We start from the raw sequence: 25,957 nt of genomic DNA on the forward strand, positions 1-25,957 counted from the left end.
TCTGTTTACGCAATTAAACATCCACGTAAAAGTACAAAAAACAACCACTGCATTTTTTGCTTCAGCTTGTGGTATACTCCGCCGCCTTGACTTTCGTCGTCGCGCTTTAGCGCCGTTTAATAATGAGGAAAATAAATGAGCACACCTGAATTTGCCACTGCGGAGAATAACCAGGAACTGGCACAGGAAGTAAACTGCCTGAAAGCATTGCTAACGTTGATGCTGCAGGCGATGGGCCAGGCTGATGCCGGTCGTGTGATCATTAAAATGGAAAAACAAATCGCGGAGATGGAAGACCAGGCTGAATCTGCGGTATTTGCTAACACCGTTAAGCAAATCAAACAAGCCTACCGCCAGTAACAAAAAACGGCTGGATGCAGTGCATTCAGCCGTTCCCTCGTCTGTCACGCAGAACGTATTATCCTGTCAGATCAGCCCCGTTGCCGCCGCGTAACACGCAATCTGGGTTTTGTTAGGCGCATTGAATTTCTTCTGCATATTTTTCTGATGGAAGTTAACGGTATTCTCTGAGATAGAGAGAATGATCGCTATTTCCGCTGACGTCTTCCCTTCCGCAGTCCATTTCAGAATTTCGCGCTCGCGTTTACTGAATTTCATTTCTGGTGGCATGACCATCTCATCTTCAAAACGCGTCAGAGAGGTTAAAGCCATTTGCACCAGCATTTGCAACCGCAGTTCTATTTCCTCATGGGCAAATGGCCCTTCCTTAAGACTCGTACGAGATACTGACAGGAAGCCAAGCGCGTGGTTAGGCAGCATCAGGCACTGCGTTATTCCCGCGCGTAAACCGTGGTCCTGGGCGCTATGCCATAATTCCTGCGCCTCGGCAAATAATGCGTCTGTCCAGGGTAGATGACCCTGGATGAAATTTTCCGCTTTTAAAACCGGATCGATAGCGAAATAGTTCGCGGAATGATATTGCGCCATCCACGGCTTTGGATAAGTAGTCTGCAAAGAGATTTTAGGGCGCGTAAAGGGCACGGGATGCCGCACGCAGAGCGCGTAATAATCGAATTCCAGCGCCTGAGTTTGCCTCTCTAGCTCCTGATATACCTCATCGGTACTCGTCAATTGCTGAAACCGGAGTGAGCAGTCCCGTCGCCAGTTGAAAAAGTCTGAATCCTTCATACTTACTAAATGAAGCCTCTGAAAAGATAATCATTATTATGGTGAATATAAACTAACACATAAAACTTTTTTCTAACTGCAAAATATCGGCAATAGCCCAATTAACTTTAGTATTCATAAGGTTTATCCGAGCTGGGCGGAATAAAAAATCAAAGGACGGCGCCCGTAGGGAGAATAATTTGCTCCAGCCTAAATTTCTGGAGCAAATTAGTGCATAAATGCTACTGCATGAGGAATTTTTCAAGGAACTGACGGGTTCGCGGCTGTTGAGGATTGGCGAACAGACTTTTCGCCGGCCCCTGCTCAACAATCCGACCCTGATCCATGAAGATGGCTCTGTCAGCAACATCGCGTGCAAAGCTCATTTCATGCGTTACGATCACCATCGTCCTTTTTTCCTGCGCCAGCTGGCGAATGGTGTTCAGCACTTCACCCACCAGTTCAGGATCGAGCGCGGAGGTCGGTTCATCAAACAGGATCACGTCAGGACGCATCGCCAGCGCGCGCGCTATCGCCACGCGCTGCTGTTGGCCGCCCGACAGACGGCGCGGATAGCTGGTCTCTTTTCCCGCCAGCCCGACTTTGGCGAGCAGTTCGCGCGCGCGCGCCGTCGCCTCCTCTTTTGGCTCACCTTTAACGATAACCGGCCCTTCGATAATGTTCTCCAGCACCGTACGGTGCGGGAAGAGATTAAAGTTCTGGAAAACGAAACCGACATGCTGACGCAGGCGGCGAATTAAACCTTTCTGCTGGCTGATTGATTTCCCTGTATCAATCGTTATCTCGCCTACCCGGATGGTGCCGCCTTCCGGCTGTTCAAGCAGGTTAATGCTGCGCAGCAGCGTCGTCTTTCCCGAACCGCTCGGTCCGATAATCGCCACCACTTCCCCCTGCTCTACTTCCAGATCGATCCCGTGGAGCACCGTTTGACCGTGGAATTTTTTCACCAGGTTTTTGACGTCGATAGCACTCATTTTGGATCACGCTCCTGGCGGTTAAGCTGGTTTTCGAAGTAGTTTTGCAGAGCAGACAGTACCGTCGCCATCACCCAGTAAATTAGCGAGGCGGCCAGATACATGGTAAAGACTTCAAGCGTGCGCGAAGTAATAAGCTGTGCCTGACGGAAAAGTTCCGGAACCTGAATCGTTGCTGCCAGGGAAGTATCTTTCACCAGGCTAATAAAGCTGTTGCTGAGCGGCGGTAGCGCCACGCGCGCCGCCTGAGGCAGAATGGCCCGGCGCAGCGTCTGCCATGGCGTCATCCCGATACTGGCCGCCGCTTCCCACTGCCCTTTGTCAATGGAGGAGATGGCCGCACGCAGGGTTTCAGAGGTGTACGCCGCGGTATTGAGAGACAGACCAATCATCGCTGCCGGAATCGGATCCAGCTCGATACCAAACTGCGGCAAGCCGTAGTAGATCATAAAGAGCTGGGCGATGAGCGGCGTACCGCGAAACACGGAGATATAAAAACGCGCCAGCCAGCGCACCGGCAGGATGGGCGACATGCGCATTAAGGCCAGCACAAATCCCAGAACCAGCCCAAAGAACATCCCGCCGATACTGAGCTGTAACGTAAATACCGCACCTTTCAGCAGAAACGGCAGAGAATCAATAACCAGTTGAATACTTTCTTGCATTATTATTTTTCGACCTGATTTTTAGACATGAGGATGGTAGGCAAACAGAGCAGGCGCCCCGCCGGTATGGACAAATAAAATCGGCCCTTCATCCTTAAAGCGTTTCTGCGCAATGCCGTCAATCAGTCCGGCCATCGCTTTGCCGGTATAGACCGGATCGAGCAGTATGCCCTCGAGGCGCGCCAGCAGCTTCACCGCTTCCATGCCCTCTTCGTTAGGCGTACCGTAACCCGGCGCAAAATAGTCATCCCAGAGCAGAATATCGGCCTTTGCCTTCAGCTCCAGCTGCTCTGCGACCGCCTGCTGTAGCGTAACCACTTTTGGCTTTTGATCCGCGACGCTGCGGGACACCGTCACCCCAATAAGCTCGACGTCCGGCAGCAGTTGTTCGAGCCCCACCGCCAGCCCGGCATGCGTGCCCGCGCTTCCGGACGCGACAACCACGGAGGAGAGGCTCACTGCGCCCTCGCACTGCTGCGCAATTTCCAGCGCACTTTCCACATACCCCAGCGCGCCCAGCGCGTTCGAACCGCCGACAGGAATAACGTAGGGGCGGAACCCCTGCGCTTCCAGACGCGTCGCCAGCTCGTCGAGCTGGGCGGCCGGATCGGTCAACGCATCCACCATTTCTACCTGCACATTAAACAGATCCAGCAGCAGACGGTTACCGTTGGTGAGATAGTTTTCTGCCAGCGTGCCAATCGGGTTTTCCAGCAATGCCACGCAGTGGAGCCCAAGCTTTGCCGCCACGGCCGCCGTCTGGCGAACGTGGTTGGACTGGATGGCCCCGGCAGTAATGAGCGTATCCGCGCCTTCGCGCAGGGCGTCAGCAGCCAGAAACTCCAGCTTGCGCAGCTTGTTGCCCCCCATCGCCATCGGCGTCACGTCATCACGCTTAATAAAAATATCGCGCCCTAAATAATCAGAAAATCGCGGCAGGTACTCCAGCGGCGTCGGCGCGCCGATGAACTCCAGGCGGGGAAAGCGCGTTAAATTCTGTAGTGACATGGGTTCTCCGGTAACTCTGACAAAATGTGATATTTTTCATTATGCACGCAGACGCGAAAGAAATAAAAAAGGCGCTTTTAAAAGCGCCTTTTTTTACGGCAGAAACTTATTTCGTGACGTCTGCACCGAACCACTTCTCGGAGAGCGCTTTCAGGCTACCGTCTTTTTGCATGTCAGCAATCGCTGAATCAATCGCTTTAACCAGGTCTTCGTTACCTTTACGAACGGCAACGCCTGATTCCTGACGAGAGAACGCATCACCCGCTACCGCCAGGGTATTGTTGGTTTTCTTCACCAGATCCAGCGCGGCCAGGCGGTCAACCAGAATGGCGTCGATACGGCCCACGCGCAGATCCTGGTATTTCGTCGGGTCATCATCATAGGTGCGGATATCAACGCCCTGCACGTTCTGGCGCAGCCACTCTTCATAGTTAGTACCCAGACCAACACCGACTTTCTTCCCTTTCAGGTCCGCGGCAGTTTTAATTCCGCCTTCGTTGCCTTTCTTCACCAGCGCCTGAATACCGGACACGGTGTACGGCGTAGAGAAGTCATATTTCTTCTTACGCTCGTCAGAAATGGTCACCTGATTGATCACCACATCAATACGTTTGGAATCCAGCGACGCCAGCATACCGTCCCACTTGGTCGGTTTCAGGGACGCTTTCACGCCGAGGTGCTTCGCCAGCTCTTCAGCAAACTCCACTTCAAAACCGGTCAGCTTACCGTCATCGCCCTGGAAGCTGAACGGAGGATAGGTTCCTTCCAGCCCGACCAGCAGCGTACCGCGCTCTTTTACTTTATTCAGCAGGTTTTCTGAGGCGAACGTTTTCACGCTCATGCCCGCAACCAGCGCAACGGCCATAACACCCATCAGCGCCTGACGACCCAGAAGTGCAAATTTCATAAATACCCCGATATAGTGGAATTTTTACGTAGTGTAGAGAAATCGCCTGCAACGTCAAAGGCGACTGCGCTACATCTTATTCTTTTTTAATATATATCAGAAGTTGTTCCGGCGTGGGCTTTCTGCTTTATGGCACCCGGCATTTGTACCTTGTATTGCGCATACTTGCGCAGCGCAATTCGGTAGTTGTTGGTGCTGGTCGCAGGCAGCCACGGCTCAAGATTTTCATCCAGATAACCGGTTTTCAGCAGATCGCGAGAAATATTGTTTACGGTCAGATGTTGCCCAAGGCGGCGCAGGCGAACGACATATTCGCGAACGGTGCCGTGGCTCATCTCCGTTTGTTCAAACAGGAACTGTTTGAAGCCGATAATATCGAAGAAGTCGCTTTGCTCTTTGCAGTGGAGATCCCCACAGAAACGGCAAAGCGCCACCCACTCTTTTTGCTCTTCGAGCCATGCTGCTTCGTCCATCAACGTGTCGAGACGCGAAATCGCAATCTTATTGACGATTTCGCCCCGGCGAACCAGCGTGATACGATCGAGTAACTTGTTACAGTGGGCGCAATGCGTCTGGCTGTGTTTAAAGTCTTTCAGGTAGCGGCTTAAAGGCCGTCTTTTAGATTGCTGCACCGTCATGATAACTCCTGGTTGTCAATACGTTGTGCGGCATTTTTAAGGTGAATCAATCACCTATAACTTACCCAGCTTGGTTCGTAAGCGTTTAATGGCCTGGCTGTGCAGCTGGCTCACCCGCGACTCTCCCACCTCCAGAACAGCGCCAATCTCTTTGAGGTTAAGCTCTTCCTGGTAATAAAGGGTCAATACCAGCTGTTCGCGTTCAGGCAGAGCTTCAATAGCCTCCATGACGCGCTGGCGTAAATTCCCTTCCATTAAATGGTGTAACGGGTTCTCCTGCTGGTGCTCGTCCGTCACCAGCTCGATGCTATCGCCATGCTCTTCGCGCCACTCATCATAAGAGAAGAGTTGGCTATTATTGGTATCGAGCAACATCTGACGATACTCTTCAACAGCAATGCCAAGACGTTCCGCCACTTCGGTTTCCGTTGCGTTACGTCCCAGTTCCTGTTCCAGCTGCCCCATCGCATGCGCCACTTCGCGCGCGTTGCGGCGAACACTGCGCGGCACCCAGTCGCGGCTGCGCAGCTCGTCCAGCATCGCACCACGAATACGCTGAACTGCGTAAGTCGTAAATGCCGTTCCTTGCAGAGCGTCGTATCGGTCAACTGCATTCAATAACCCGATACCGCCCGCCTGTAGCAGATCGTCGAGTTCCACGCTCGCCGGCAAGCGCACCTGGAGGCGCAATGCTTCGTGACGCACCAGCGGGACATAACGCTGCCACAGCGAGTGTTTATCCATTACACCTTCAGCGGTATAGAGTGAATTCACGATAAACAGCCCTGCGTTAGTTGAGTTATCGGCATGATTATCCGATTCTGCAGGGCGTTCAATTGGATGAAAAAGGGGGATAAAGTGAGGTTATTCTGAGGTTGCCCACAACAGGGGCAACTTTTCTGTCTAAATTAACAGTTGTAACAATGAAAGATCGTCGCCCAGTTTGACGCTATCTATATGTTGATGAAAGAGCTTTCCTGCTTCCTGATTATGCTGGCTAAGGGAGTGGAAGCTGTAAATAACATCAATGATATTATCTTGTTCAATTTTCCCCGCCACGAGTGCCTGACCGGCAAGTAACGTTTTAAGGAAATAGAACTCCGCAACGATTAAATAAAGGTTATTCAACATGCTGCGGCCGTTGTTCTGCGGGAAGCCCTGCTCCCACAGTTTGTATTTAAAAAAGTTCTTGAATAAATGGTCATTGGTCGCCAGATAACTGCCCGCCACATCGCGCCAGACGGACTCGATGTTTTCCATGACCTTCTCTGCCGGCACGCTGTCACCCGCAGACTCAAATTGTTGATAAAGCTGGGTAAAATAACGGTTTAATACCGCACCGCCGCGGGCTGTTACTTTCTTCGTGAAGTAGCTCTGGATGAGCGAAATTAACGCGAACTTCAGGCTATAGTTCTGATTAAAGCCGCCTAATTCCGTTTTGATTTTACCGCTCACCAGTTCGTTAACCAGTGAGAAATAGACCGTTTCGAGCGTGCCGATATTCTCTGCGATATTATCGAGCTTTTCCGCCACCATGAGGAATTTCACTACGGCGTAAACCTGTTCTTCAACGCTGACGCCCTCAACGCTGAAAATATTCTGGCAGAAGAGATTGATGACCTTGGCCTTCAAATCAATCATCGGCGCATTATTGACGTCCTGCTGAACAATGACAGATTCCATCAACGACATAGACTCCCGATCGTTCAACAGAAGTCGGGTCACTTCCGGACACGACAGGTTCAGCGATTTTTCGATTTCATTTTTATAGACCCGGCTTGTCCGTGGAAATGTCGAACAGGTTGGGCTTAAGGCCTGGACGCCCATGGCGCCATGAACAGAACAGAGTTTTTCCGTATCCATAAACGGACAGTTTTTACTTTCCGTATGGAAAATCACTTCCCCCCAGTGGTCATAGTTTTTTTTGGTGACTTTTATCGCCGTTTTCGCCGTCTGACGAATCGCGGCATTTTTACTGTTCAGATAGCGATTAACGGAGGATTTATCAAACGCGATGGTCCAGCCCTGGCAACAATGTTCACGGCATTCCCCACCGACACATGAAAAATCTGCGACCAGCTTTGGTTGAGTGACACTGATTTGTTTCACAGGCGGATTCTCAAATAGCAGAGATAAAAAAACCCCGCCGAAGCGGGGTTTCACGCGTAAAATTAACGCAGCAGAGACAGAACGGTCTGTGGAACCTGGTTTGCCTGAGACAGAACAGAAGTACCAGCCTGCTGCAGGATCTGCGCGCGGGACATGTTGGAAACTTCAGTTGCGTAGTCAGCGTCCTGGATACGGGACTGAGCAGCAGACAGGTTGTTAGAGGTGTTGTTCAGGTTGTTGATTGCAGAAGTGAAGCGGTTCTGCACAGCACCCAGACCTGAACGTGCTTTATCAACTTTAGCGATAGCTGCGTCGATGGTGCTCAGGTCGGTAGCGGTCATCGTTTTCAGGTCGATTGCGTTCACGCCCAGGGTAGTGGTGTCAGCTTTAGCACCGCTCAGGTCCAGATCGATGGTGTCGCCATCGTTAACGCCAACCTGAATTTTAACCACGCCAGCTGCACCAGCAGAACCGTCCAGCAGTTTGATGCCGTTGAAATCAGTTTTGCCCGCAACGCGGTTGATTTCAGCCAGACGAGCGGTAACTTCATCCTGCAGAGAAGCCAGGTCAGAGGTGCTGTTGGTGCCGTTGCTTGCCTGAACAGCCAGTTCACGAACGCGCTGCAAGTTGTTGTTGATTTCGTTCAGAGAGCCTTCAGCAGTCTGCGCCATGGAGATACCGTCGTTGGCGTTACGCGCAGCCTGGTTCATACCTTTAATCTGAGCGGTCATGCGGTTTGCAATCGCCTGGCCAGCAGCATCGTCTTTCGCGCTGTTAATACGCAGACCGGAAGACAGACGCTCGATAGCAGTGCCCAGAGAAGACTGAGATTTGTTCAGGTTGTTCTGAGTGGTCAGGGACAACAGGTTAGTATTGATAACTGCCATAATTTTCTTTCCTTCAAAAATTGGGTTTTAGGTCCGGTGCCTAACACTCACAGCGTCTCTCACCGTCAACAAGGTTATCGACGGGTCCCCAAAAGACTTTAGAATCAATTTTGAAAAAATTACAACCAATTGATTATTAAGGGTTTTATTTTTAAAAAATCAATTAAGGTCCAACAGAGCGTTATTATTTATGCTTTTTTAACGCGCAAAGAGATGACTAAAAAGGCACACACTTATTCGTGTTTTCAAAGCGCAGATAATGATCCTAAAGTGCAATCCTTTCATTTACCCCGCCAGGACGTGCCTATTCTTTGGATTATTTTTTTCTCACCATCGTAAACTTTTACGTTAAGAGGCCGATAAGAGTCCTGAACTACTTTCGTATTTTAAGGAAAATATGCATGGCTACTATCAGTAACCTCGGGATAGGTTCTGCAGGACTCGGGGATTTATATAATCAGTTGGATGCAGCAGAAAGAACCAAGCTGACGACGATTACTTCCCAGCAATCAACGTATAACGCACAGTTAAGCGCTTACGGCAAACTGCAGAGCGCCATGACATCGCTGCAGACTGCCACCGCTGCGCTGGGTAAAGCAACCACCTGGAACTCAACGTCCGTTAGCAGCACCAACACGGCCTTTACCGCCACGACAACGGCTGACGCATCTGTCGGTTCCTTTGTTGTAAACGTCAACCAGGTTGCCAAGGCACAGGCACTGACTACCGGCTCCTATGCAAACAACACGGATTTGCTGGGCGATACGACAGGTACGACGCGTAAAATCACCATCACCCAGCCGGGCACGAAAACGCCTTTAGAGGTCACCCTGGCGGATGGCGATACGTCTCTGGCCGGGATCGCGAGCGCCATTAATAAAGCGAACGGCAACGTCACCGCCAGCGTCATTAAAGCGAAAGACGGTGATTATCGCCTGATGCTGTCATCTAAAACCACCGGTACGGATGGTGCGATGACGGTAAGCGTCACTGGCGACGCCAAGCTGCAAAGCGCCATTGGCTACGATTCCGCCACCAAAACGGGCGCGCTGACGGTGAACACCGACGCGCAGAACGCGATTGTGGTAGTGAACAACATCTCCATCGAGCGCCAGTCGAATACCATTACCGATGCCCTGCCTGGCGTGACTTTCTCGCTGAAAGCAGAAAGCAAGGCAGATGAAACATTAGAGGTGACTCGCGCAACGGATGCTAACCAGAAAGCGATCACGGACTGGGTCACGGCGTATAACTCGCTGCAGTCCACCATTAACAGCCTGACGAAATATGTTCCGGTTGATGCTGGCTCCGGCAGCCAGTCAGCCAGCAACGGGGCACTTGTTGGTGATGCGAACGTGCGCGGGATCCAGTCTCAGCTGCGCGGTCTGCTGACCGAAGTGCAGAGCGGCTCGGTACAGATCATGGCCCAGCTGGGGATTACCCAGGACCCGGTAAAAGGTTCTGACGGTACCGTCGGTAACCTGAAAGTCGATACCGATAAGCTGAAAAAAGCGCTGACCGATAACCCGAACGCCGTACAGCAGTATTTTGTCGGTGACGGAAAGAAAACCGGTATGGCCACCCAGATGAACAACACGCTGACCACCATGCTCAGCACCAGTACCGGCAGCGCCGGGGTGATCCAGAACGCGAAAGACGGGATCAACAAAACGCTAAAAACGCTGGGTGAGCGTTACGATGCTATGGAAGCCACTATTGATGCCACCATGGCGCGTTACAAAACCCAGTTCACCAGTCTGGACGTATTAGTCACCAAAATGACCAATACAGCCAACTACCTGACCCAACAGTTCTCACAAAAGTAGTCGTAGCCTTCAGGAGTGGATATGTATAAGACCTCTGGTGTTCAATCCTATCAGCAGATAGGAGTCGAAAGTGCAGTCATGAATGCCAGTCCACACCAGCTGATTGTCATGTTATTCGACGGGGCGCATAGCGCCCTTGTTCGCGCGCGTTTGTTCATGGAAGCCGGACAAATTCGTGAGAAAGGCGAAGCGTTAACGAAAGCCATCAACATCATCGACAACGGTTTAAAAGCAGGACTGAACATGGAGGTTGAGAGCGAGTTGTCCGGTAATCTTGCCTCCTTGTACGAATATATGGTTCGACGTTTGTTGCTGGCAAATGTCAGTAACGACGTAGACGCAATTGTTGAAGTCGAGGGTTTATTAAACAACATTGCGGATGCGTGGAAGCAAATCGGCCCCAATGCGTCCTCTATTTCAGGATAATTTTGATGAATAATCCCAGCGCAGCGCTTAGCCACTGGCAGGCGTTACATGCTCAGAGCATTGCTATGCTCAATCTCGCACATTCTGGTCAATGGGATGCGCTTATCGAGCAGGAAATGCATTACGTTCAACTGGTGGAAAAAATTTCGCAAACGCCCATCATGTCATGCCCTCCGGCTCAGGTTGAGCAAGCGCGTGCGCTGCTGGAAATGATCCTTGAAAATGAGAATGCGCTAAAGGCTCTGCTGAAAGTCCGGATGGACGAACTGCGTAATCTGATTGATCAAACCGGTAAACAGCAATCCATCACGTCTACCTATGGAAAGCTGTCCGGGAATATTCTTTATCCAGAAAGTTTGACCCGCGACACACAACTATGATTTCTTCATCCATACTCCAGAAGTCTGCCAATGGCTTCTGGAGCAAGGATGATGAAAAACCCCACCCTGTTACAATGTTTTCACTGGTACTACCCTGCTGGCGGTGAATTGTGGCGAGAGGTCACGGCGTTAGCTCCCAATCTTAACGAAATCGGCATCAACATGATCTGGCTGCCGCCCGCCTGTAAAGGGGCATCCGGCGGGTATTCTGTCGGCTATGACACCTATGACCTGTTCGACCTTGGCGAGTTTGACCAGAAAGGCAGTATCGCCACGAAATACGGCGACAAAGCACAGCTGCTGGAGGCCATTGATGCCCTCAAGAGCAACGACATTGCCGTGCTGCTGGACGTGGTGGTCAACCACAAAATGGGCGCCGATGAAAAAGAGCCCGTGCGCGTTCAGCGCGTGAACGAGCAGGACCGCACGCAAATCGATGACGAGGTCATCGAGTGTGAAGCCTGGACCCGCTACACCTTCCCTGCCCGCGCCGGGCAGTATTCGCAGTTTATCTGGGACTACAAATGCTTCAGCGGCGTCGACCACATTGAAAACCCCGATGAAGACGGCATCTTTAAAATCGTCAACGACTACACCGGCGAAGGCTGGAACGATCAGGTTGATGATGAGATGGGCAACTTCGATTACCTGATGGGCGAAAATATCGACTTTCGCAACCACGCCGTGACCGAGGAGATCAAATACTGGGCCCGCTGGGTCATGGAACAGACGCGCTGCGACGGTTTTCGTCTGGACGCCGTCAAGCATATTCCCGCCTGGTTCTACAAAGAGTGGATTGAGCACGTCCAGGAAGTTGCCGACCAGCCGCTGTTTATCGTGGCGGAATACTGGTCCCATGAGGTGGATAAACTTCAGGCCTATATTGACCAGGTCGAAGGCAAAACCATGCTGTTTGATGCCCCCCTGCAGATGAAATTCCACGAGGCGTCACGTCAGGGCCGGGATTACGACATGAGCCAAATCTTCACCGGTACCCTGGTGGAAGCCGATCCGTTTCATGCGGTCACCCTCGTCGCGAACCACGATACTCAGCCTCTGCAGGCGCTGGAAGCGCCGGTCGAAGCCTGGTTTAAGCCGCTGGCCTACGCGCTGATCCTGCTGCGGGAAAATGGCGTGCCCAGCGTCTTTTATCCGGATCTCTTCGGCGCCAGCTATGACGACGCGGGAGGTGACGGTGAAACGTACCATATTGATATGCCGGTCATTGAGCAGCTTCACGAGCTGATCCTCGCGCGCCAGCGTTTTGCCCACGGCGTGCAAACGCTGTTTTTCGACCATCCAAACTGCATCGCCTTCAGCCGCAGCGGTACGGAAGACGATCCCGGCTGCGTGGTGGTGCTGTCGAACGGGGACGATGGTGAAAAAGTAATTTGTCTTGGAGAAAACTACGGCAACAAAACGTGGCGGGATTTTCTCGGCAATCGCGAAGAAACCATCACCACGGCGGCGGATGGCGAAGGGACGTTTACATGCAAAGGCGGAAGCGTGAGCGTGTGGGTAATAGAGGAAGCGCTGTAGAACGGGAAACGTGCGGCCTGATGCCCTCACCCCGTCCCTCTCCCACAGGGAGAGGGCGCAAACACCAAAAACGGCAACGATGTTGCCGTTTTGCTTTTACCCTTAGGGCAGCTTACTCTCCAGCGGATTCTTGCTCAGGTAATCGGCACACTCAACCGTTAGGCGATCGACCTTCTGCAGCTCCAGCCCGTCGTACTCAAGCGTCGAGCCATCGCGCTCCAGCGGATAGATATCCAGCTTACGCGTCACGTTGTAATAACTGTCTGAACGCAGCATGATTTTACCCGGCACGGCAATCACGCGCTGCCACTGACGGCAGTCCAGCGTATCGCCCTCCTCCGTCACCACCAGCGTGGCAATCGCCTTCGGACTGACCATGTTGCTCTGCGGCCCTTTCGACTGCCAGTATCCCGCCAGCTGCGCCGGGACAGGATGCTTGATCACGTCTTTATAATTATCGACCTGAACGCACCCGGTCAGTGCCAGCAGCGCGCCAGCAATTGCTATTTTTTTCATCATCTTTCCTGCATTCGAAGAAAAAAATATTGTGGCATTAAAGCGCTGCGGCTGCCAGCGGAGATCGACAGGTCTTAAACCTGCATCCCCATCACTTCCTGATAGGCCGACACCAGCTTATTACGCACCTGGATCCCCATCTGCAGGGAAACCGAGGCTTTTTGCAAATCGGTCATCACATCATTCAACGCCACGCCCGGCTCGCCGAGGGTGAACTTCTCGGCCTGAGTGCGCGCAGCGGTCTGGGTATCACTGATACGGTCAAGAGCGGCATGCAGTTGCCCTGCGAAGCTGATGCTCGGCTGCTGATCTGCCACATTCTGATTACGGGCCGTCATTGCCGTTGCCTGCAGCTGACTGATTACCCCTTCAATGCCCTGTATAGCCATGACTCTCCCCTGGATGGTTTTTTACGCGGTCAAGACTAACAGCTTGTCAATAAGATAATGGCGGTAAATAGCATGAAAAAACCAGGTTATTTGACGCATAGAAAATCACGAATCATCAAATAATGGCAGGGCCATCAATATGGAACTTTTGTCGTGTTTGCCGACCCGGGAGTCAGTTTTGTTTCTCTACACGAATAACGTAAACCACCAGGATTTAAGAGGTGCGCAATGAGTGCAACAGCATCGACAGCGCCGCAGAATAAATCACTCGAGTGGATGAACCGCCTTCGCGCGAATCCTAAAATCCCGTTGATCGTGACAGGCGCTGCCGCAATTGCGATCCTTGTAGCGATGGTCCTGTGGGCGAAAAGCCCTGATTACCGGACGCTCTACAGCAATCTTTCCGATCAGGATGGCGGCGCCATCGTCACCCAGCTTACCCAGATGAACATCCCTTATCGCTTTGCCGATAATGGCGGTGCGCTTGAGGTACCGGCAGATAAGGTGCACGAACTGCGTCTGCGTCTGGCTCAGCAGGGGCTGCCGAAAGGCGGCGCGGTGGGCTTTGAGCTGCTGGATCAGGAAAAATTCGGTATCAGCCAGTTCAGCGAGCAGGTGAACTACCAGCGCGCGCTGGAAGGTGAACTGGCCCGCACCATTGAAACATTAGGCCCGATGAAGAGTGCCCGCGTGCATCTGGCGATGCCTAAGCCTTCCTTATTTGTCCGCGAACAGAAATCACCTTCGGCTTCCGTGACCGTGAACCTCGAACCCGGCCGTGCGCTGGACGAAGGGCAAATCAGCGCGGTGACGCACCTCGTCTCCAGCGCCGTGGCCGGTCTGCCGCCGGGTAACGTGACGCTGGTTGACCAGAGCGGTCACCTGCTGACGCAATCCAATACCGCCGGTCGCGATCTGAATGACGCGCAGCTGAAATATGCCGCCGATGTCGAAAGCCGTCTCCAGCGTCGTATCGAAGCGATCCTTGGCCCGGTAGTGGGCAACAGCAACGTGCACGCGCAGGTAACCGCCCAGATCGACTTCGCGAATAAAGAACAAACTGAAGAACAATACAGCCCGAACGGCGATGCGGCTCAGGCGGTGATGCGTTCGCGCCAGATCAACACCAGCGAGCAGATTGGCGGTGCAAACCCGGGCGGCGTGCCGGGCGCACTGTCTAACCAGCCTGCCCCGGCTAACGCGGCGCCGATCTCTACGCCGCCGGCTAATCAGCAGAACGGTCAGCAGACTAACCAGCAGACCACCTCAACGGCGAATAACAGCGGCCCACGAAACACCAGCCGTAATGAAACCACGAACTACGAAGTGGATAGAACGATTCGCCACACTAAGCTGAACGTGGGCGATATTCAGCGTCTTTCCGTTGCGGTGGTGGTGAACTACAAAACGCTGGCGGATGGCAAACCGTTGCCGTTGACCGCCGAGCAGATGAAGCAGATTGAAAACCTGACCCGCGAAGCGATGGGTTACTCCGAGAAGCGCGGCGATACCCTCAACGTGGTGAACTCACCGTTCAACTCGGTTGACGAGACCGGCGGTGAACTGCCGTTCTGGCAACAGCAGGCGTTTATCGATCAGCTGATGTCCGCAGGACGCTGGCTGCTGGTGCTGATTGTCGCGTGGCTGCTGTGGCGTAAGGGCGTTCGTCCGCAGCTCCAGCGCCGTGCTGAAGCCGAAAAAGCGGCTCGCGAGCAGATGAATGCGCGTCAGGAAACGGAAGAAGCGGTTGAAGTGCGCCTCAGCAAAGATGAACAGATGCAGCAGCGTCGTGCTAACCAGCGCATGGGCGCTGAGGTCATGAGCCAGCGCATTCGCGAAATGTCAGATAACGATCCGCGCGTCGTGGCGCTGGTCATCCGCCAGTGGATGGGTAACGAACATGAGTAATACGCTTACGGGCACCGATAAAAGCGTCATCCTGCTGATGACCATTGGCGAAGATCGCGCGGCAGAGGTGTTTAAACACCTCTCCCAGCGAGAAGTGCAAATTCTCAGTGCGGCCATGGCCAACGTGCGTCAGATCTCCAACAAGCAGCTGACCGAAGTGCTGGCAGAGTTTGAACAGGAAGCCGAACAGTTTGCCGCGCTGAACGTCAACGCCAACGACTACCTCCGTTCCGTGCTGGTCAAGGCGCTGGGCGAAGAGCGTGCCTCCAGCCTGCTGGAAGACATTCTGGAAACCCGCGATACCGCAAGCGGTATCGAAACGCTCAACTTTATGGAACCGCAGAGTGCCGCCGACCTTATTCGCGACGAGCACCCGCAGATTATCGCCACCATCCTTGTCCACCTCAAACGTGGTCAGGCGGCCGATATTCTGGCGCTGTTCGAAGAGCGTCTGCGTCACGATGTGATGCTGCGTATCGCCACCTTCGGCGGCGTCCAGCCGGCCGCACTGGCGGAGCTGACCGAGGTGCTGAACAACCTGCTCGACGGTCAGAACCTCAAGCGCAGCAAAATGGGCGGCGTGAGAACGGCGGCGGAAATCATCAACCTGATGAAAACGCAGCAGGAAGAGGCCGTCATTACGGCGGTTCGCGAATTCGACGGCGAGCTGGCACAGAAAATCATCGACGAGATGTTCCTGTTCGAAAACCTTGTCGAGGTGGACGATCGCAGCATCCAGCGCCTGCTCCAGGAAGTGGATTCCGAGTCGCTGCTTATCGCACTCAAAGGCGCCGAGCAGCCGCTGCGCGAGAAGTTCCTGCGCAACATGTCTCAGCGCGCGGCAGATATCCTGCGCGACGACCTTGCCAACCGCGGCCCGGTTCGTCTGTCTCAGGTGGAAAACGAACAGAAAGCCATTCTGCTTATTGTTCGTCGTCTGGCGGAAACCGGCGAGATGGTGATTGGCAGCGGAGACGACACCTATGTCTAATGAGCTGCCGTGGAAACGCTGGACGCCGGACGATCTGGCTCCTCCCCTCTCCGAGTTCACGCCAGCCGTGATACCGACCGAGGAGCTTGACCCGGACGTCGAGCAGCCCGAGCTGAGCGAAGAAGAGCAGCAAGCTCAAATGCTGGCTCAGCTGCAAATGCAGGCGCACGAGCAGGGTTACAATGCCGGTCTGAACGAAGGCCGGCAGAAAGGCCACGAGCAGGGATATCAGGAAGGTCTGGCGAAAGGGTTAGAGCACGGTATCGATCAGGCGCGCCAGCAGCAGGCGCCGATCCATGCCCGCATGCAGCAGCTGGTCAGCGAGTTCCAGCACACTCTTGACGCGCTGGACAGCGTGATTGCCTCACGACTGATGCAGATGGCGCTGGAAGCCGCGCGTCAGGTGATCGGCCAGACGCCCGTGGTGGATAATACCGCACTTATCAAACAAATTCAGGGTCTGCTTCAGCAGGAGCCGCTGTTCAGCGGGAAACCTCAGCTGCGCGTCCATCCGGACGATCTGCAGCGCGTGGAAGAGAGCCTGGGCGCGACGCTGAACCTGCACGGCTGGCGTCTGCGCGGCGACCCGTCGTTACATCACGGCGGCTGCAAAGTCTCTGCTGATGAAGGCGACCTGGATGCCAGCGTTGCTACCCGCTGGCAGGAACTGTGCCGCCTGGCGGCACCGGGAGTCGTCTGATGACCGCTCGCCTCACCCGCTGGCTCACCACGCTCGACAACTTTGAGACGAAGATGGCGCAACTGCCATCTGTTCGTCGTTATGGGCGACTCACGCGCGCCACCGGGCTGGTTCTCGAAGCCACCGGCCTGCAGCTGCCGCTGGGCGCGACCTGCGTGATTGAGCGTCAGGACGGTCTGGAAACGCGCGAAGTTGAAAGCGAAGTGGTCGGGTTTAACGGCCAGCGCCTGTTCCTGATGCCGCTTGAAGAGGTGGAAGGCATTCTGCCCGGCGCGCGCGTCTACGCCAAAAACATTTCTGGCGATGGGCTGCAAAGTGGGAAACAGCTGCCGCTTGGCCCTGCCCTGCTGGGCCGCGTGCTGGACGGCAGCGGTAAACCGCTCGACGGCCTGCCCTCCCCGGACACCACCGAAACCGGTGCGCTGATCACCCAACCGTTCAACCCCCTGCAGCGTACCCCTATCGAGCATGTGCTTGACACCGGCGTGCGCCCGATTAACGCCCTGCTCACCGTGGGACGTGGACAACGTATGGGCCTGTTCGCCGGGTCTGGCGTGGGTAAATCCGTTCTGCTCGGCATGATGGCGCGCTATACCCAAGCCGATGTGATCGTCGTGGGGCTGATTGGCGAACGTGGTCGTGAAGTAAAAGACTTTATTGAAAACATTCTGGGTGCGGAAGGCCGTGCCCGCTCGGTGGTAATTGCCGCGCCGGCGGACGTGTCGCCGCTGCTGCGTATGCAGGGTGCCGCGTACGCCACCCGCATCGCCGAAGATTTTCGTGACCGCGGCAAGCACGTGCTGCTGATCATGGATTCCCTGACCCGTTACGCGATGGCGCAGCGTGAAATCGCGCTGGCCATCGGTGAGCCACCGGCGACCAAAGGCTACCCGCCTTCGGTCTTCGCCAAACTTCCTGCGCTGGTGGAACGCGCGGGGAACGGCATCAGCGGCGGCGGCTCCATCACCGCGTTCTACACGGTTCTGACGGAAGGCGATGACCAGCAGGACCCGATTGCCGACTCCGCGCGCGCAATTCTTGACGGTCACATTGTGCTGTCGCGTCGTCTGGCCGAAGCCGGGCACTACCCGGCCATCGATATTGAAGCCTCTATCAGCCGCGCAATGACGGCGCTGATAACCGAGAAGCACTACGCTCGCGTGCGTAACTTCAAACAACTGCTTTCCAGCTTCCAGCGCAACCGCGATCTGGTCAGCGTGGGGGCGTATGCCAAAGGCAGCGACCCGATGCTCGACAAGGCGATTAGCCTGTGGCCGCAGCTGGAAGCATTTTTGCAACAAGGCATTTTTGAACGCGCCGACTGGGAAGATTCAATTCAGGCACTTGAGCTGATTTTCCCGCAGGTGTAACACAGGTGGAGGGCGAAGGTCATGGCGCAAAACAGCGCGTTATCAACGCTGAAAGATCTGGCTGAGAAAGAAGTTGATGATGCCGCATTGCAGCTTGGCGCAATGCGACGCGGGTGCCAGCAGGCTGAAGAACAGTTGAAGATGTTAATCGACTATCAGCATGAATATCGCACCAACCTCAATACCGATATGACACAGGGCATTGGAAGCCAGCGCTGGATTAACTATCAGCAGTTTATCCAGACGCTGGAGAAGGCGATAGATCAGCATCGCCAGCAGCTTAACCAGTGGACCCAGAAAGTCGATACCGCGCTGAATTTCTGGCGCGAGAAGAAGCAGCGGCTGCAGGCCTGGCAGACTTTACAGGACCGACAGATCGCGGCAACGACCCTGGCGGAAAACCGTCTGGATCAGAAGAAAATGGATGAGTTTGCCCAGCGCGCATCAATGAGGAAACCGGAATGATCACACTGCAACAACTGCTGATGAGCGACAGCGACCTGTCAGGCGGCACGCAAACAGGGAAAGGCACCGACGGTGCTCAGGACTTTCTCTCTCTGCTGGCGGGCGCCCTGTCGGACGCAACGGGCAAGGGCAAAGATGCGCCGCTGACCCTGGCTGACCTGAAAGCCGCCGGCAGTAAACTGTCAAAAGTGGCCCAGGACGCAAAAGGTGATACCACCCTGCAGGCCAAAATTGCCGACCTGCTCTCGCGCCAGACGGCGCTGAATGGCGATGAAACGTCGCCCGTCACGTCGCTTGATACGCTGGTTTCCGGGCTGGTGCCGCTGTCTAAGGGCGACGCGCTGAAGACGATCAATGCCGCGAACAGCAAAGATGACGGTAAAAGCGAGCTTAGCGAAGAAGAACTGGCCGGATTAAGCGCGCTGATGGCGATGCTGCCTCACCAGCAAACTACAGCCTCTCGCGCGGCAGGCAGTGAGGGCGTTTCCGCCACCTCAACGCTGAGTTCCGCGACGCTTTCGCAAAACGGCGTGGGCCAGCCGTCCCTGAACGCGTCCGCGGGAAGCCACGATAAAGCGCAGAGTTCTACGCCTTATCAGAGCCAGGCGAAAACCAACGAACCCGCTCTGTCGGGCAACGTGCCTGCTACACCGGCCGTGGCCGCAGCAGCAGAGAAGCAGGAGCTCGCCAGTTCGTCCTCCTCATCATCACCAACGGCCACCCTGGCACCGATTATGTCCAGCCATACGACCAGCCAGACGGCCGCTACCGTTGCCACCGCGCCGGTGTTAAGCCAGCCTCTGGGAACCCACGAGTGGCAGCAGTCTCTGAGCCAGCACATCACCCTGTTCACTAAGCAGGGCCAGCAGACGGCAGAGCTGCGCCTGCACCCGGAAGATCTGGGTCAGGTGCAAATTTCGCTTAAGCTGGATGATAACCAGGCGCAGTTACAGATGGTCTCAGCGCACAGCCATGTTCGTGCAGCGCTGGAAGCCGCGCTGCCGGTACTGCGGACCTCACTGGCGGAAAACGGCATTCAGCTTGCACAGAGTAGCGTCAGCAGCGAGAGCTTCGCCGGGCAGCAGCAATCCTCATCCCAGCAGCAGCACCAGGCTTCGCGTTCCGGCAACACCGGCGGTTTTAATGAAGAGAGCGATGAGTTGCTGCCTGTTCCTTCCGCCCTGCAGTCCGCAGCGCGCGGTAACAGTGCCGTAGACATCTTCGCCTAAACGCCAGAGGTAGCGTGATTATCCCCGTCTTTTCCACGCTTTGACGACAGCAGGACACGGGATAATCACCTTATTAAGCTGTACCGAAACAGGAAGCTCGTATCAGATGACTGACTCCGCTATCACCAAAAAAAGTAAGCGTTCCATCTGGATCCCGCTGCTGGTGTTGATCACGCTCGCCGCCTGCGCTACCGCGGGCTATAGTTACTGGCGTATGCAGCAGGAACCGACCACCGCTGCGGCCAAAGCTGAAGCACCTCCTCCGCCGGCTCCAGTGTTCTTCCCGCTGGATACCTTCACCGTCAATCTCGGTGATGCGGATCGCGTGCTTTACGTTGGCATTACGCTGCGCCTGAAAGATGAAGCCACCCGTTCACGTCTGAACGATTACCTTCCTGAAGTGCGTAGCCGTCTGTTGCTGCTGTTCTCTCGTCAGGACGCTTCGGCGCTGGCCACCGATGTGGGTAAGCAAAAGCTGGTCGACGCTATTAAACAAACGCTGGCGACCCCGCTGGTAAACGGCCAACCTAAGCAGGAAGTCACTGACGTTCTGTATACAGCATTCATTCTGCGGTAACGACATGGGCGACAGTATTCTTTCTCAGGCAGAAATCGATGCGCTGCTCAACGGCGACAGCGATAAAAGTGATGATCCGCAACCGGGTATTGGCGGCGATAGCGATATTCGTCCCTATGACCCGAATACCCAGCGTCGCGTGGTACGTGAACGTCTGCAGGCGCTGGAGATCATTAACGAACGTTTTGCACGTCAGTTCCGTATGGGGCTGTTTAACCTGCTGCGTCGTAGCCCGGATATTACGGTCGGTGCGATCCGCATTCAGCCGTACCATGAGTTTGCCCGCAACCTGCCGGTGCCAACCAACCTTAACCTGATTCATCTGAAGCCGCTGCGCGGCACCGGTCTGGTGGTGTTTTCGCCAAGCCTGGTGTTCATCGCGGTGGATAACCTGTTCGGCGGCGACGGGCGTTTCCCGACCAAAGTAGAAGGTCGTGAATTCACCCACACCGAACAGCGCGTTATTAACCGCATGCTGAAGCTGGCGCTGGAATCATACAGCGACGCGTGGAAAGCGATTAACCCGCTGGAAGTGGAGTACGTCCGTTCTGAGATGCAGGTGAAATTTACCAATATCACCACCTCTCCGAACGATATCGTTGTTAACACGCCGTTCCACGTGGAAATCGGTAACCTGACCGGCGAGTTCAACATCTGCCTGCCGTTCAGCATGATCGAACCGCTGCGCGAGCTGCTGGTTAACCCGCCGCTGGAGAACTCCCGCAACGAAGACCAGAACTGGCGTGAAAACCTGGTCCGCCAGGTCCAGCATTCGCAGCTTGAACTGGTGGCGAGCTTCGCCGATATCCCGCTGCGGTTATCTCAGATCCTGAAATTACAACCCGGCGATGTTTTGCCGATAGAAAAACCCGACCGCATTATTGCCCATGTGGATGGTGTCCCCGTGCTGACAAGCCAGTACGGCACGATTAACGGTCAGTATGCGTTACGCGTTGAGCACTTGATCAACCCGATTTTGAATTCGCTGAATGAGGAACAGCCCAAATGAGTGACATGAACAATCCGTCCGATGAAAACAGCGGAGCACTGGACGATCTGTGGGCTGACGCGTTAAACGAGCAAAAAGCGACCCCGGCCAAAAGCGCAGCGGATGCCGTCTTCCAGCAGCTCGGCGGCGGTGACGTCAGCGGCACGCTTCAGGACATCGACCTGATCATGGATATCCCGGTTAAGCTGACCGTTGAGCTGGGACGCACCCGTATGACCATTAAAGAGCTGCTGCGCCTGACGCAGGGTTCCGTGGTGGCCCTTGACGGTCTGGCCGGTGAGCCGCTGGATATCCTGATCAACGGCTATCTGATTGCCCAGGGTGAAGTCGTAGTGGTTGCCGATAAATACGGCGTACGCATCACCGACATCATTACCCCGTCTGAACGTATGCGTCGTCTGAGCCGTTAAGCATGAAAACCCAGGCAACAATATCACAGCCTTCTGCCGTTCCCGGCTCACCTCTGCTCCAGGTGAGCGGGGCGTTGTTCGGTATTATTGCCTTTATTCTTATCGCCGCCTGGCTGGCAAAACGCTTTGGCCTGGCGGGTAAAACCGCCGGTGCCCGCGGCCTGAAGGTTAGCGCCAGCACCACCCTGGGTCCACGCGAACGCGTGGTCATCGTCGAGGTGGACGATGCGCGTCTGGTTCTGGGCGTAACGGCCTCAAACATCAGCGTATTACACAAGCTGCCGCCCGCTCCTGTTGTGGTGGACGAGCGCGCAGAGGCCCCTGCGGATTTTCAGTCCGTCATGAAGAGTTTGCTTAAGCGTTCCGGGAGATCCTGATGCGCCGTTTGTTATCCCTGACGCTTGCGGGCGTTGCCCTGTTTGCTCCCGCGGTCTATGCACAGCTGCCCGGTCTGGTCTCAACCCCTCTCGCGGGTGGTGGGCAAAGCTGGTCACTTCCCGTTCAGACGCTGGTGTTCATCACCTCGCTGACGTTTATTCCGGCCATCCTGCTGATGATGACCAGCTTCACCCGCATCATCATCGTTTTCGGTCTGCTGCGAAACGCGCTGGGCACCCCTTCCGCTCCGCCAAACCAGGTTCTGCTCGGGCTGGCGCTGTTTTTGACCTTTTTCATTATGTCACCGGTGATCGATAAGATTTATACCGACGCCTATCAGCCGTTCAGCGAAGACAAAATCTCCATGCAGGAGGCGCTCGACAAAGGCGCACAGCCGCTGCGGGAATTTATGCTGCGCCAGACGCGCGAAGCCGACCTGGCCCTTTTCGCCCGCCTGTCCAACACCGGCGAGCTGCAGGGACCGGAAGCGGTGCCAATGCGTATTCTGCTGCCCGCCTATGTTACCAGCGAGCTGAAAACCGCGTTCCAGATTGGCTTTACCATTTTTATTCCGTTCCTGATTATCGATCTGGTGATCGCCAGCGTCCTGATGGCGCTCGGGATGATGATGGTGCCGCCCGCGACCATTGCCCTGCCCTTTAAGATCATGCTCTTTGTACTGGTCGACGGCTGGCAGCTGCTGGTCAGCTCGCTGGCGCAGAGTTTCTACAGTTAAGGAACGGCAATGACACCCGAATCGGTCATGATGATGGGCACGGAGGCGATGAAAATCGCGATTGCCGTTGCCGCGCCGCTGCTGCTTGTCGCGCTGGTTACCGGTCTGATTATCAGTATTCTGCAGGCCGCCACCCAGATAAACGAAATGACGCTGTCATTCATCCCGAAAATCATCGCCGTGTTCGTGGCGATCATCGTAGCCGGGCCGTGGATGCTGAACCTGTTGCTGGACTATATGCGCAACCTGTTTACCAACCTGCCGTATATCATCGGCTGACCTGACGATGCTGCACTTCACCAGCGACCAGTGGGTTCAGTGGCTCGGCGTCTACTTCTGGCCGATGCTGCGCATCATGGCGCTGATCTCCACCGCCCCCATTCTCAGCGAGAAATCGATACCCAAACGCGTCAAGGTGGGACTGGGGATTATTATCTCCATTATCGTCGCGCCCTCTCTGCCCCCCGTGGATATTCCGATCTTCTCGGCGAACGCGGTGTGGGTGGCCTTGCAGCAGGTTATGATTGGCGTCGCCGTCGGCTTTACCATGCAGCTGGCCTTTGCCGCCGTGCGTACCGCGGGGGAACTGATTGGCCTGCAGATGGGGTTATCTTTTGCCACGTTTGTCGATCCCGGCAGTCATCTCAACATGCCCGTGCTGGCGCGCATTATCGATCTGCTCGCCATGCTGCTGTTCCTGTCGTTCAACGGCCATCTGTGGCTAATCTCCATGCTGGTGGACACGTTCCATACCCTGCCGATTGGCGAAAACCCGGTGAACAGCAACGCTTTCCTGGCGCTCACCCGAGCGGCGGGGCTGATCTTCCTGAACGGGCTGATGCTGGCGTTACCTATCATCACCCTGCTGCTGACCGTCAACCTGGCTTTAGGTTTACTCAACCGAATGGCGCCGCAGCTTTCGGTGTTTGTCATTGGTTTTCCGCTGACGCTGACGGTCGGAATTTTATTAATGTCATTACTGATGCCACTGATCGCTCCCTTCTGTGAACATTTATTCGGCGAGATATTCAACCTGTTAGCGGATATTGTCAGCGAGCTGCCACGTAAATAATATCCCTCACTGTTGCTATTGTCTTTCTGAGGATATTCCTAAAATAAAATGCGAAAAACATCTTCCAGGATATATCTGACGCGGTTTAATTGTTTCTAACCACCTCACAATACTTAATATTTACTTTACTTTAAGAAGATTCCTGGCAAATTATACGTAACTTTACGGGATAGTGAGTCCGCCTGAAAGTCTTTGTCATGCTCACAGGTTTATTATTTTTTTCCATCCCGTATGGCTGTTTTGAGCTCTCAGGCAGATGGTGAATTATCGTTACGCATTGAGTGAGGGTATGCCATGTCAACGATCATTATGGATTTATGCAGCTACACCCGGCTAGGGTTAACCGGGTACCTGGCAAGCAGAGGGGTAAGAAAGAGAGACATCAACGATGCACACACCGTTGACGAACTCGCAGCCGCTTGTGACAAACTAAAACCAGGCGTGGTGTTTATTAATGAGGACTGTTTCATTCACGATCCAGCCAACAGTCAGCACATTAAGCAAATCATTAATCAGCATCCAAAAACCCTGTTTATTGTTTTTATGGCGATCGCGAATATCCATTTCGATGAGTATTTGTTGGTCCGTAAAAATTTATTGATCAGTTCTAAATCGATTAAACCCGAGTCGCTGGATGACATTTTGGGTGATTATTTGAATAAAGAAGTTAAAAATGTAGGAGCGGTTAACTTACCCACCCTATCATTAAGCAGGACTGAATCAAGTATGCTGCGAATGTGGATGGCGGGACAAGGAACTATTCAGATCTCCGACCAGATGAATATTAAAGCGAAAACCGTTTCGTCACACAAAGGAAATATTAAACGGAAAATTAAAACGCATAATAAGCAAGTGATCTACCATGTGGTACGCCTGACCGATAATGTGACGAACGGGATTTTCGTTAACATGCGTTAGTCGCTTAAGACCCTGTGCACCCTACCTTTGATCTCTGGCCTGGCCAGAGATTTTTGCTTCTGCAGAGGATGTCGGGCCGCGATGTGCTACCCGACGCCATGTTAGTCTGCTTTCTCAACAAAGATACCGTCAGGATGCCCCAGTTCGTTAAAAAACCAAATGCCGAGCGGGTAGTCTTCCAGTGATACCAGGTACATTGTCCCTTCACTAAACTCTTCAATTGCCAGCACCACACCCGGGCGGCGCGGCCCACCGTCCGTTTTAACGGTTACCCGATCGTTGACCTTCATACATTCCTCCTCTGGTTTTGAGCCAGTGTAGAACAAAACGCAAAAACACACATCGCCGCCCGGCGTGAATGGCGTTTTTATACACAGGCTATACTTAACCCTGGACACGTTTGCAGGTTGAAAGAGGAGTCCCGCAATGAAGACCGATAAAGAGTACAGCGACACCATCAAGCGCGAAGTCGAGGTGGATGTCGATGCCCTGCTGGCCGCCATCAATGAGATCAGTGAGTCAGAAGTCCGCCGGTCGGACGACAATTCGGACCGCGTCATTGTCAACGGAAGGGATTATCACACCTATCGTGAGCTGGCGGAGGCCTTCGAGCTCGATATTCACGACTTTAGCGTGTCTGAAGCCAATCGTTAGGGCGAAAAAAATCCCGGTCATGGGGATGACCGGGATCAAAACTTGCTTATGCAAGAAGCACTTGAAAATTCGTTACACCAGGAAATCTGATGTACAAGCCACACTATCCCCAACGAATTTGTCTGAC

31 protein-coding genes and 2 pseudogenes are annotated in these 25,957 nt (G+C 54.2%); 21 read left to right on the forward strand and 12 right to left on the reverse strand.

Annotation, left to right across the window (positions count from 1 at the left end; genetic code table 11):
• Positions 1 to 41: 41 nt before the first annotated feature.
• Together FOY93_RS24070 and FOY93_RS14000 are read left to right on the forward strand one after the other, a co-directional pair.
• A pseudogene (locus FOY93_RS24070) lies at positions 42 to 110 on the forward strand (hypothetical protein); the annotation flags it as partial.
• Positions 111 to 135: 25 nt separating this feature from the next.
• Positions 136 to 360, forward strand: coding sequence for a DUF2594 family protein (locus FOY93_RS14000; RefSeq protein ID WP_008500345.1), 225 nt, complete (start codon positions 136 to 138; stop codon positions 358 to 360).
• Between the two features lie 66 nt (positions 361 to 426).
• On the opposite strand, the gene sdiA is transcribed toward FOY93_RS14000, so the two are convergent.
• The 9 genes from sdiA to FOY93_RS14045 all read right to left on the reverse strand — a co-directional run bounded on the left by sdiA (position 427) and on the right by FOY93_RS14045 (position 8,337).
• Positions 427 to 1,149 (reverse strand): quorum-sensing transcriptional regulator SdiA, encoded by a 723-nt coding sequence (sdiA, locus tag FOY93_RS14005; RefSeq protein WP_133294718.1) that lies wholly within the window; start codon positions 1,147 to 1,149, stop codon positions 427 to 429.
• A 221-nt stretch (positions 1,150 to 1,370) separates the two neighbouring features.
• A complete protein-coding gene (gene tcyN / locus FOY93_RS14010; protein WP_008500343.1) occupies positions 1,371 to 2,123 on the reverse strand; it encodes an L-cystine ABC transporter ATP-binding protein TcyN in 753 nt (250 codons plus the stop codon).
• A complete protein-coding gene (tcyL, locus tag FOY93_RS14015; protein WP_028013677.1) occupies positions 2,120 to 2,788 on the reverse strand; it encodes a cystine ABC transporter permease in 669 nt (222 codons plus the stop codon). Before tcyL ends, tcyN begins: the two co-directional genes overlap by 4 nt.
• A gap of 21 nt (positions 2,789 to 2,809) precedes the next feature.
• Positions 2,810 to 3,796 carry a D-cysteine desulfhydrase gene (dcyD, locus tag FOY93_RS14020; RefSeq protein ID WP_133294719.1) on the reverse strand — a complete coding sequence of 329 codons (987 nt, stop codon included), beginning with the start codon at positions 3,794 to 3,796 and terminating at the stop codon, positions 2,810 to 2,812.
• Positions 3,797 to 3,902: 106 nt separating this feature from the next.
• The gene (tcyJ, locus tag FOY93_RS14025; protein WP_133294720.1) at positions 3,903 to 4,703 is read right to left on the reverse strand and encodes a cystine ABC transporter substrate-binding protein; all 801 of its coding nucleotides are present in this window, start codon (positions 4,701 to 4,703) and stop codon (positions 3,903 to 3,905) included.
• An 86-nt stretch (positions 4,704 to 4,789) separates the two neighbouring features.
• Positions 4,790 to 5,341 carry a flagella biosynthesis regulatory protein FliZ gene (fliZ, locus tag FOY93_RS14030; RefSeq protein WP_008500339.1) on the reverse strand — a complete coding sequence of 184 codons (552 nt, stop codon included), beginning with the start codon at positions 5,339 to 5,341 and terminating at the stop codon, positions 4,790 to 4,792.
• A 54-nt stretch (positions 5,342 to 5,395) separates the two neighbouring features.
• Positions 5,396 to 6,115, reverse strand: coding sequence for an RNA polymerase sigma factor FliA (locus tag FOY93_RS14035; RefSeq protein ID WP_014170714.1), 720 nt, complete (start codon positions 6,113 to 6,115; stop codon positions 5,396 to 5,398).
• Positions 6,116 to 6,244: 129 nt separating this feature from the next.
• Positions 6,245 to 7,450, reverse strand: a complete 1,206-nt coding sequence (gene fliB / locus FOY93_RS14040) for a flagellin lysine-N-methylase (RefSeq protein WP_143345273.1) — start codon at positions 7,448 to 7,450, stop codon at positions 6,245 to 6,247.
• 62 nt (positions 7,451 to 7,512) lie between these two features.
• Positions 7,513 to 8,337, reverse strand: a complete 825-nt coding sequence (locus FOY93_RS14045; protein WP_088544828.1) for a flagellin N-terminal helical domain-containing protein — start codon at positions 8,335 to 8,337, stop codon at positions 7,513 to 7,515.
• A 401-nt stretch (positions 8,338 to 8,738) separates the two neighbouring features.
• Here FOY93_RS14045 and fliD point away from each other — a divergent pair, with 401 nt between their 5' ends.
• The 4 genes from fliD to amyA are packed head-to-tail and all read left to right on the forward strand — an operon-like array spanning position 8,739 to position 12,508.
• Positions 8,739 to 10,163, forward strand: a complete 1,425-nt coding sequence (gene fliD, locus FOY93_RS14050; protein ID WP_133294722.1) for a flagellar filament capping protein FliD — start codon at positions 8,739 to 8,741, stop codon at positions 10,161 to 10,163.
• Positions 10,164 to 10,184: 21 nt separating this feature from the next.
• The gene (fliS, locus tag FOY93_RS14055) at positions 10,185 to 10,589 is read left to right on the forward strand and encodes a flagellar export chaperone FliS (RefSeq protein WP_033145898.1); all 405 of its coding nucleotides are present in this window, start codon (positions 10,185 to 10,187) and stop codon (positions 10,587 to 10,589) included.
• Between the two features lie 5 nt (positions 10,590 to 10,594).
• Positions 10,595 to 10,969 carry a flagella biosynthesis regulatory protein FliT gene (fliT, locus tag FOY93_RS14060; RefSeq protein WP_033145899.1) on the forward strand — a complete coding sequence of 125 codons (375 nt, stop codon included), beginning with the start codon at positions 10,595 to 10,597 and terminating at the stop codon, positions 10,967 to 10,969.
• A 51-nt stretch (positions 10,970 to 11,020) separates the two neighbouring features.
• Positions 11,021 to 12,508, forward strand: coding sequence for an alpha-amylase (gene amyA / locus FOY93_RS14065; protein WP_133295442.1), 1,488 nt, complete (start codon positions 11,021 to 11,023; stop codon positions 12,506 to 12,508).
• Positions 12,509 to 12,610: 102 nt separating this feature from the next.
• Here the strand turns inward: amyA and yedD are convergent, their stop codons facing one another.
• Together yedD and fliE are read right to left on the reverse strand one after the other, a co-directional pair.
• The gene (gene yedD, locus FOY93_RS14070; protein WP_143345731.1) at positions 12,611 to 13,024 is read right to left on the reverse strand and encodes a lipoprotein YedD; all 414 of its coding nucleotides are present in this window, start codon (positions 13,022 to 13,024) and stop codon (positions 12,611 to 12,613) included.
• Positions 13,025 to 13,098: 74 nt separating this feature from the next.
• Positions 13,099 to 13,413 carry a flagellar hook-basal body complex protein FliE gene (gene fliE, locus FOY93_RS14075; RefSeq protein ID WP_008500329.1) on the reverse strand — a complete coding sequence of 105 codons (315 nt, stop codon included), beginning with the start codon at positions 13,411 to 13,413 and terminating at the stop codon, positions 13,099 to 13,101.
• 228 nt (positions 13,414 to 13,641) lie between these two features.
• Between fliE and fliF the strand changes: the two genes are divergently transcribed.
• The 14 genes and pseudogenes from fliF (at position 13,642) to rcsA (ending at position 25,176) form a co-directional block, all read left to right on the forward strand.
• Positions 13,642 to 15,321 carry a flagellar basal-body MS-ring/collar protein FliF gene (gene fliF, locus FOY93_RS14080; protein WP_143345274.1) on the forward strand — a complete coding sequence of 560 codons (1,680 nt, stop codon included), beginning with the start codon at positions 13,642 to 13,644 and terminating at the stop codon, positions 15,319 to 15,321.
• A complete protein-coding gene (gene fliG / locus FOY93_RS14085) occupies positions 15,314 to 16,312 on the forward strand; it encodes a flagellar motor switch protein FliG (protein WP_059346984.1) in 999 nt (332 codons plus the stop codon). Before fliF ends, fliG begins: the two co-directional genes overlap by 8 nt.
• Complete coding sequence (gene fliH, locus FOY93_RS14090; protein WP_111964865.1) at positions 16,305 to 17,012, forward strand: flagellar assembly protein FliH; 708 nt, start codon at positions 16,305 to 16,307, stop codon at positions 17,010 to 17,012. Before fliG ends, fliH begins: the two co-directional genes overlap by 8 nt.
• Entirely contained in the window at positions 17,012 to 18,382 is a 1,371-nt protein-coding gene (gene fliI, locus FOY93_RS14095; RefSeq protein WP_023336182.1) for a flagellar protein export ATPase FliI, read from the forward strand. Before fliH ends, fliI begins: the two co-directional genes overlap by 1 nt.
• Before the next feature lie 21 nt (positions 18,383 to 18,403).
• Positions 18,404 to 18,847, forward strand: coding sequence for a flagellar export protein FliJ (fliJ, locus tag FOY93_RS14100; RefSeq protein ID WP_023312304.1), 444 nt, complete (start codon positions 18,404 to 18,406; stop codon positions 18,845 to 18,847).
• The gene (gene fliK, locus FOY93_RS14105; protein WP_143345275.1) at positions 18,844 to 20,076 is read left to right on the forward strand and encodes a flagellar hook length control protein FliK; all 1,233 of its coding nucleotides are present in this window, start codon (positions 18,844 to 18,846) and stop codon (positions 20,074 to 20,076) included. The genes fliJ and fliK overlap by 4 nt, the downstream gene beginning before the upstream one ends.
• 106 nt (positions 20,077 to 20,182) lie before the next feature.
• On the forward strand, positions 20,183 to 20,653 hold the full coding sequence (gene fliL / locus FOY93_RS14110) for a flagellar basal body-associated protein FliL (protein ID WP_023312306.1): 471 nt from the start codon (positions 20,183 to 20,185) through the stop codon (positions 20,651 to 20,653).
• Positions 20,654 to 20,657: 4 nt separating this feature from the next.
• On the forward strand, positions 20,658 to 21,662 hold the full coding sequence (gene fliM / locus FOY93_RS14115; RefSeq protein WP_008500320.1) for a flagellar motor switch protein FliM: 1,005 nt from the start codon (positions 20,658 to 20,660) through the stop codon (positions 21,660 to 21,662).
• A complete protein-coding gene (gene fliN, locus FOY93_RS14120; protein WP_008500318.1) occupies positions 21,659 to 22,072 on the forward strand; it encodes a flagellar motor switch protein FliN in 414 nt (137 codons plus the stop codon). The genes fliM and fliN overlap by 4 nt, the downstream gene beginning before the upstream one ends.
• Before the next feature lie 2 nt (positions 22,073 to 22,074).
• Entirely contained in the window at positions 22,075 to 22,449 is a 375-nt protein-coding gene (gene fliO / locus FOY93_RS14125) for a flagellar biosynthetic protein FliO (protein ID WP_032658659.1), read from the forward strand.
• On the forward strand, positions 22,449 to 23,186 hold the full coding sequence (fliP, locus tag FOY93_RS14130; RefSeq protein WP_023619313.1) for a flagellar type III secretion system pore protein FliP: 738 nt from the start codon (positions 22,449 to 22,451) through the stop codon (positions 23,184 to 23,186). The genes fliO and fliP overlap by 1 nt, the downstream gene beginning before the upstream one ends.
• A gap of 9 nt (positions 23,187 to 23,195) precedes the next feature.
• Entirely contained in the window at positions 23,196 to 23,465 is a 270-nt protein-coding gene (fliQ, locus tag FOY93_RS14135; RefSeq protein WP_008500315.1) for a flagellar biosynthesis protein FliQ, read from the forward strand.
• A 7-nt stretch (positions 23,466 to 23,472) separates the two neighbouring features.
• Positions 23,473 to 24,265, forward strand: a pseudogene (gene fliR, locus FOY93_RS14140) (flagellar biosynthetic protein FliR); the annotation flags it as partial.
• A 287-nt stretch (positions 24,266 to 24,552) separates the two neighbouring features.
• Positions 24,553 to 25,176, forward strand: a complete 624-nt coding sequence (gene rcsA, locus FOY93_RS14145; RefSeq protein WP_143345276.1) for a transcriptional regulator RcsA — start codon at positions 24,553 to 24,555, stop codon at positions 25,174 to 25,176.
• A gap of 101 nt (positions 25,177 to 25,277) precedes the next feature.
• On the opposite strand, the gene dsrB is transcribed toward rcsA, so the two are convergent.
• A complete protein-coding gene (gene dsrB, locus FOY93_RS23550) occupies positions 25,278 to 25,466 on the reverse strand; it encodes a protein DsrB (protein WP_008500312.1) in 189 nt (62 codons plus the stop codon).
• Between the two features lie 136 nt (positions 25,467 to 25,602).
• On the opposite strand from dsrB, the gene yodD reads away from it, so the two are divergent.
• On the forward strand, positions 25,603 to 25,830 hold the full coding sequence (gene yodD, locus FOY93_RS14155) for a YodD family peroxide/acid resistance protein (protein WP_008500310.1): 228 nt from the start codon (positions 25,603 to 25,605) through the stop codon (positions 25,828 to 25,830).
• Positions 25,831 to 25,957: the final 127 nt, after the last annotated feature.

Source organism: Enterobacter sp. 18A13 (genome assembly GCF_007035975.1).
Taxonomy (GTDB): Bacteria; Pseudomonadota; Gammaproteobacteria; order Enterobacterales; family Enterobacteriaceae; genus Enterobacter; species Enterobacter vonholyi.

What these genes read in the sequence shown, in the direction of transcription:
- yodD (WP_008500310.1), top strand. Translation starts at nt 25,603, where the DNA reads ATGAAGACCGATAAAGAGTACAGCGACACCATCAAGCGCGAAGTCGAG.
- yedD (WP_143345731.1), bottom strand. Translation starts at nt 13,024, where the DNA reads ATGAAAAAAATAGCAATTGCTGGCGCGCTGCTGGCACTGACCGGGTGC.
- tcyN (WP_008500343.1), bottom strand. Translation starts at nt 2,123, where the DNA reads ATGAGTGCTATCGACGTCAAAAACCTGGTGAAAAAATTCCACGGTCAA.
- fliM (WP_008500320.1), top strand. Translation starts at nt 20,658, where the DNA reads ATGGGCGACAGTATTCTTTCTCAGGCAGAAATCGATGCGCTGCTCAAC.
- FOY93_RS14045 (WP_088544828.1), bottom strand. Translation starts at nt 8,337, where the DNA reads ATGGCAGTTATCAATACTAACCTGTTGTCCCTGACCACTCAGAACAAC.
- dsrB (WP_008500312.1), bottom strand. Translation starts at nt 25,466, where the DNA reads ATGAAGGTCAACGATCGGGTAACCGTTAAAACGGACGGTGGGCCGCGC.
- tcyJ (WP_133294720.1), bottom strand. Translation starts at nt 4,703, where the DNA reads ATGAAATTTGCACTTCTGGGTCGTCAGGCGCTGATGGGTGTTATGGCC.
- FOY93_RS14000 (WP_008500345.1), top strand. Translation starts at nt 136, where the DNA reads ATGAGCACACCTGAATTTGCCACTGCGGAGAATAACCAGGAACTGGCA.
- amyA (WP_133295442.1), top strand. Translation starts at nt 11,021, where the DNA reads ATGAAAAACCCCACCCTGTTACAATGTTTTCACTGGTACTACCCTGCT.
- fliH (WP_111964865.1), top strand. Translation starts at nt 16,305, where the DNA reads ATGTCTAATGAGCTGCCGTGGAAACGCTGGACGCCGGACGATCTGGCT.
- fliE (WP_008500329.1), bottom strand. Translation starts at nt 13,413, where the DNA reads ATGGCTATACAGGGCATTGAAGGGGTAATCAGTCAGCTGCAGGCAACG.
- fliF (WP_143345274.1), top strand. Translation starts at nt 13,642, where the DNA reads ATGAGTGCAACAGCATCGACAGCGCCGCAGAATAAATCACTCGAGTGG.
- sdiA (WP_133294718.1), bottom strand. Translation starts at nt 1,149, where the DNA reads ATGAAGGATTCAGACTTTTTCAACTGGCGACGGGACTGCTCACTCCGG.
- fliD (WP_133294722.1), top strand. Translation starts at nt 8,739, where the DNA reads ATGGCTACTATCAGTAACCTCGGGATAGGTTCTGCAGGACTCGGGGAT.
- dcyD (WP_133294719.1), bottom strand. Translation starts at nt 3,796, where the DNA reads ATGTCACTACAGAATTTAACGCGCTTTCCCCGCCTGGAGTTCATCGGC.
- fliZ (WP_008500339.1), bottom strand. Translation starts at nt 5,341, where the DNA reads ATGACGGTGCAGCAATCTAAAAGACGGCCTTTAAGCCGCTACCTGAAA.
- fliO (WP_032658659.1), top strand. Translation starts at nt 22,075, where the DNA reads ATGAAAACCCAGGCAACAATATCACAGCCTTCTGCCGTTCCCGGCTCA.
- fliP (WP_023619313.1), top strand. Translation starts at nt 22,449, where the DNA reads ATGCGCCGTTTGTTATCCCTGACGCTTGCGGGCGTTGCCCTGTTTGCT.
- fliG (WP_059346984.1), top strand. Translation starts at nt 15,314, where the DNA reads ATGAGTAATACGCTTACGGGCACCGATAAAAGCGTCATCCTGCTGATG.
- tcyL (WP_028013677.1), bottom strand. Translation starts at nt 2,788, where the DNA reads ATGCAAGAAAGTATTCAACTGGTTATTGATTCTCTGCCGTTTCTGCTG.
- fliT (WP_033145899.1), top strand. Translation starts at nt 10,595, where the DNA reads ATGAATAATCCCAGCGCAGCGCTTAGCCACTGGCAGGCGTTACATGCT.
- fliN (WP_008500318.1), top strand. Translation starts at nt 21,659, where the DNA reads ATGAGTGACATGAACAATCCGTCCGATGAAAACAGCGGAGCACTGGAC.
- fliQ (WP_008500315.1), top strand. Translation starts at nt 23,196, where the DNA reads ATGACACCCGAATCGGTCATGATGATGGGCACGGAGGCGATGAAAATC.
- fliL (WP_023312306.1), top strand. Translation starts at nt 20,183, where the DNA reads ATGACTGACTCCGCTATCACCAAAAAAAGTAAGCGTTCCATCTGGATC.
- fliS (WP_033145898.1), top strand. Translation starts at nt 10,185, where the DNA reads ATGTATAAGACCTCTGGTGTTCAATCCTATCAGCAGATAGGAGTCGAA.
- fliK (WP_143345275.1), top strand. Translation starts at nt 18,844, where the DNA reads ATGATCACACTGCAACAACTGCTGATGAGCGACAGCGACCTGTCAGGC.
- rcsA (WP_143345276.1), top strand. Translation starts at nt 24,553, where the DNA reads ATGTCAACGATCATTATGGATTTATGCAGCTACACCCGGCTAGGGTTA.
- fliI (WP_023336182.1), top strand. Translation starts at nt 17,012, where the DNA reads ATGACCGCTCGCCTCACCCGCTGGCTCACCACGCTCGACAACTTTGAG.
- fliJ (WP_023312304.1), top strand. Translation starts at nt 18,404, where the DNA reads ATGGCGCAAAACAGCGCGTTATCAACGCTGAAAGATCTGGCTGAGAAA.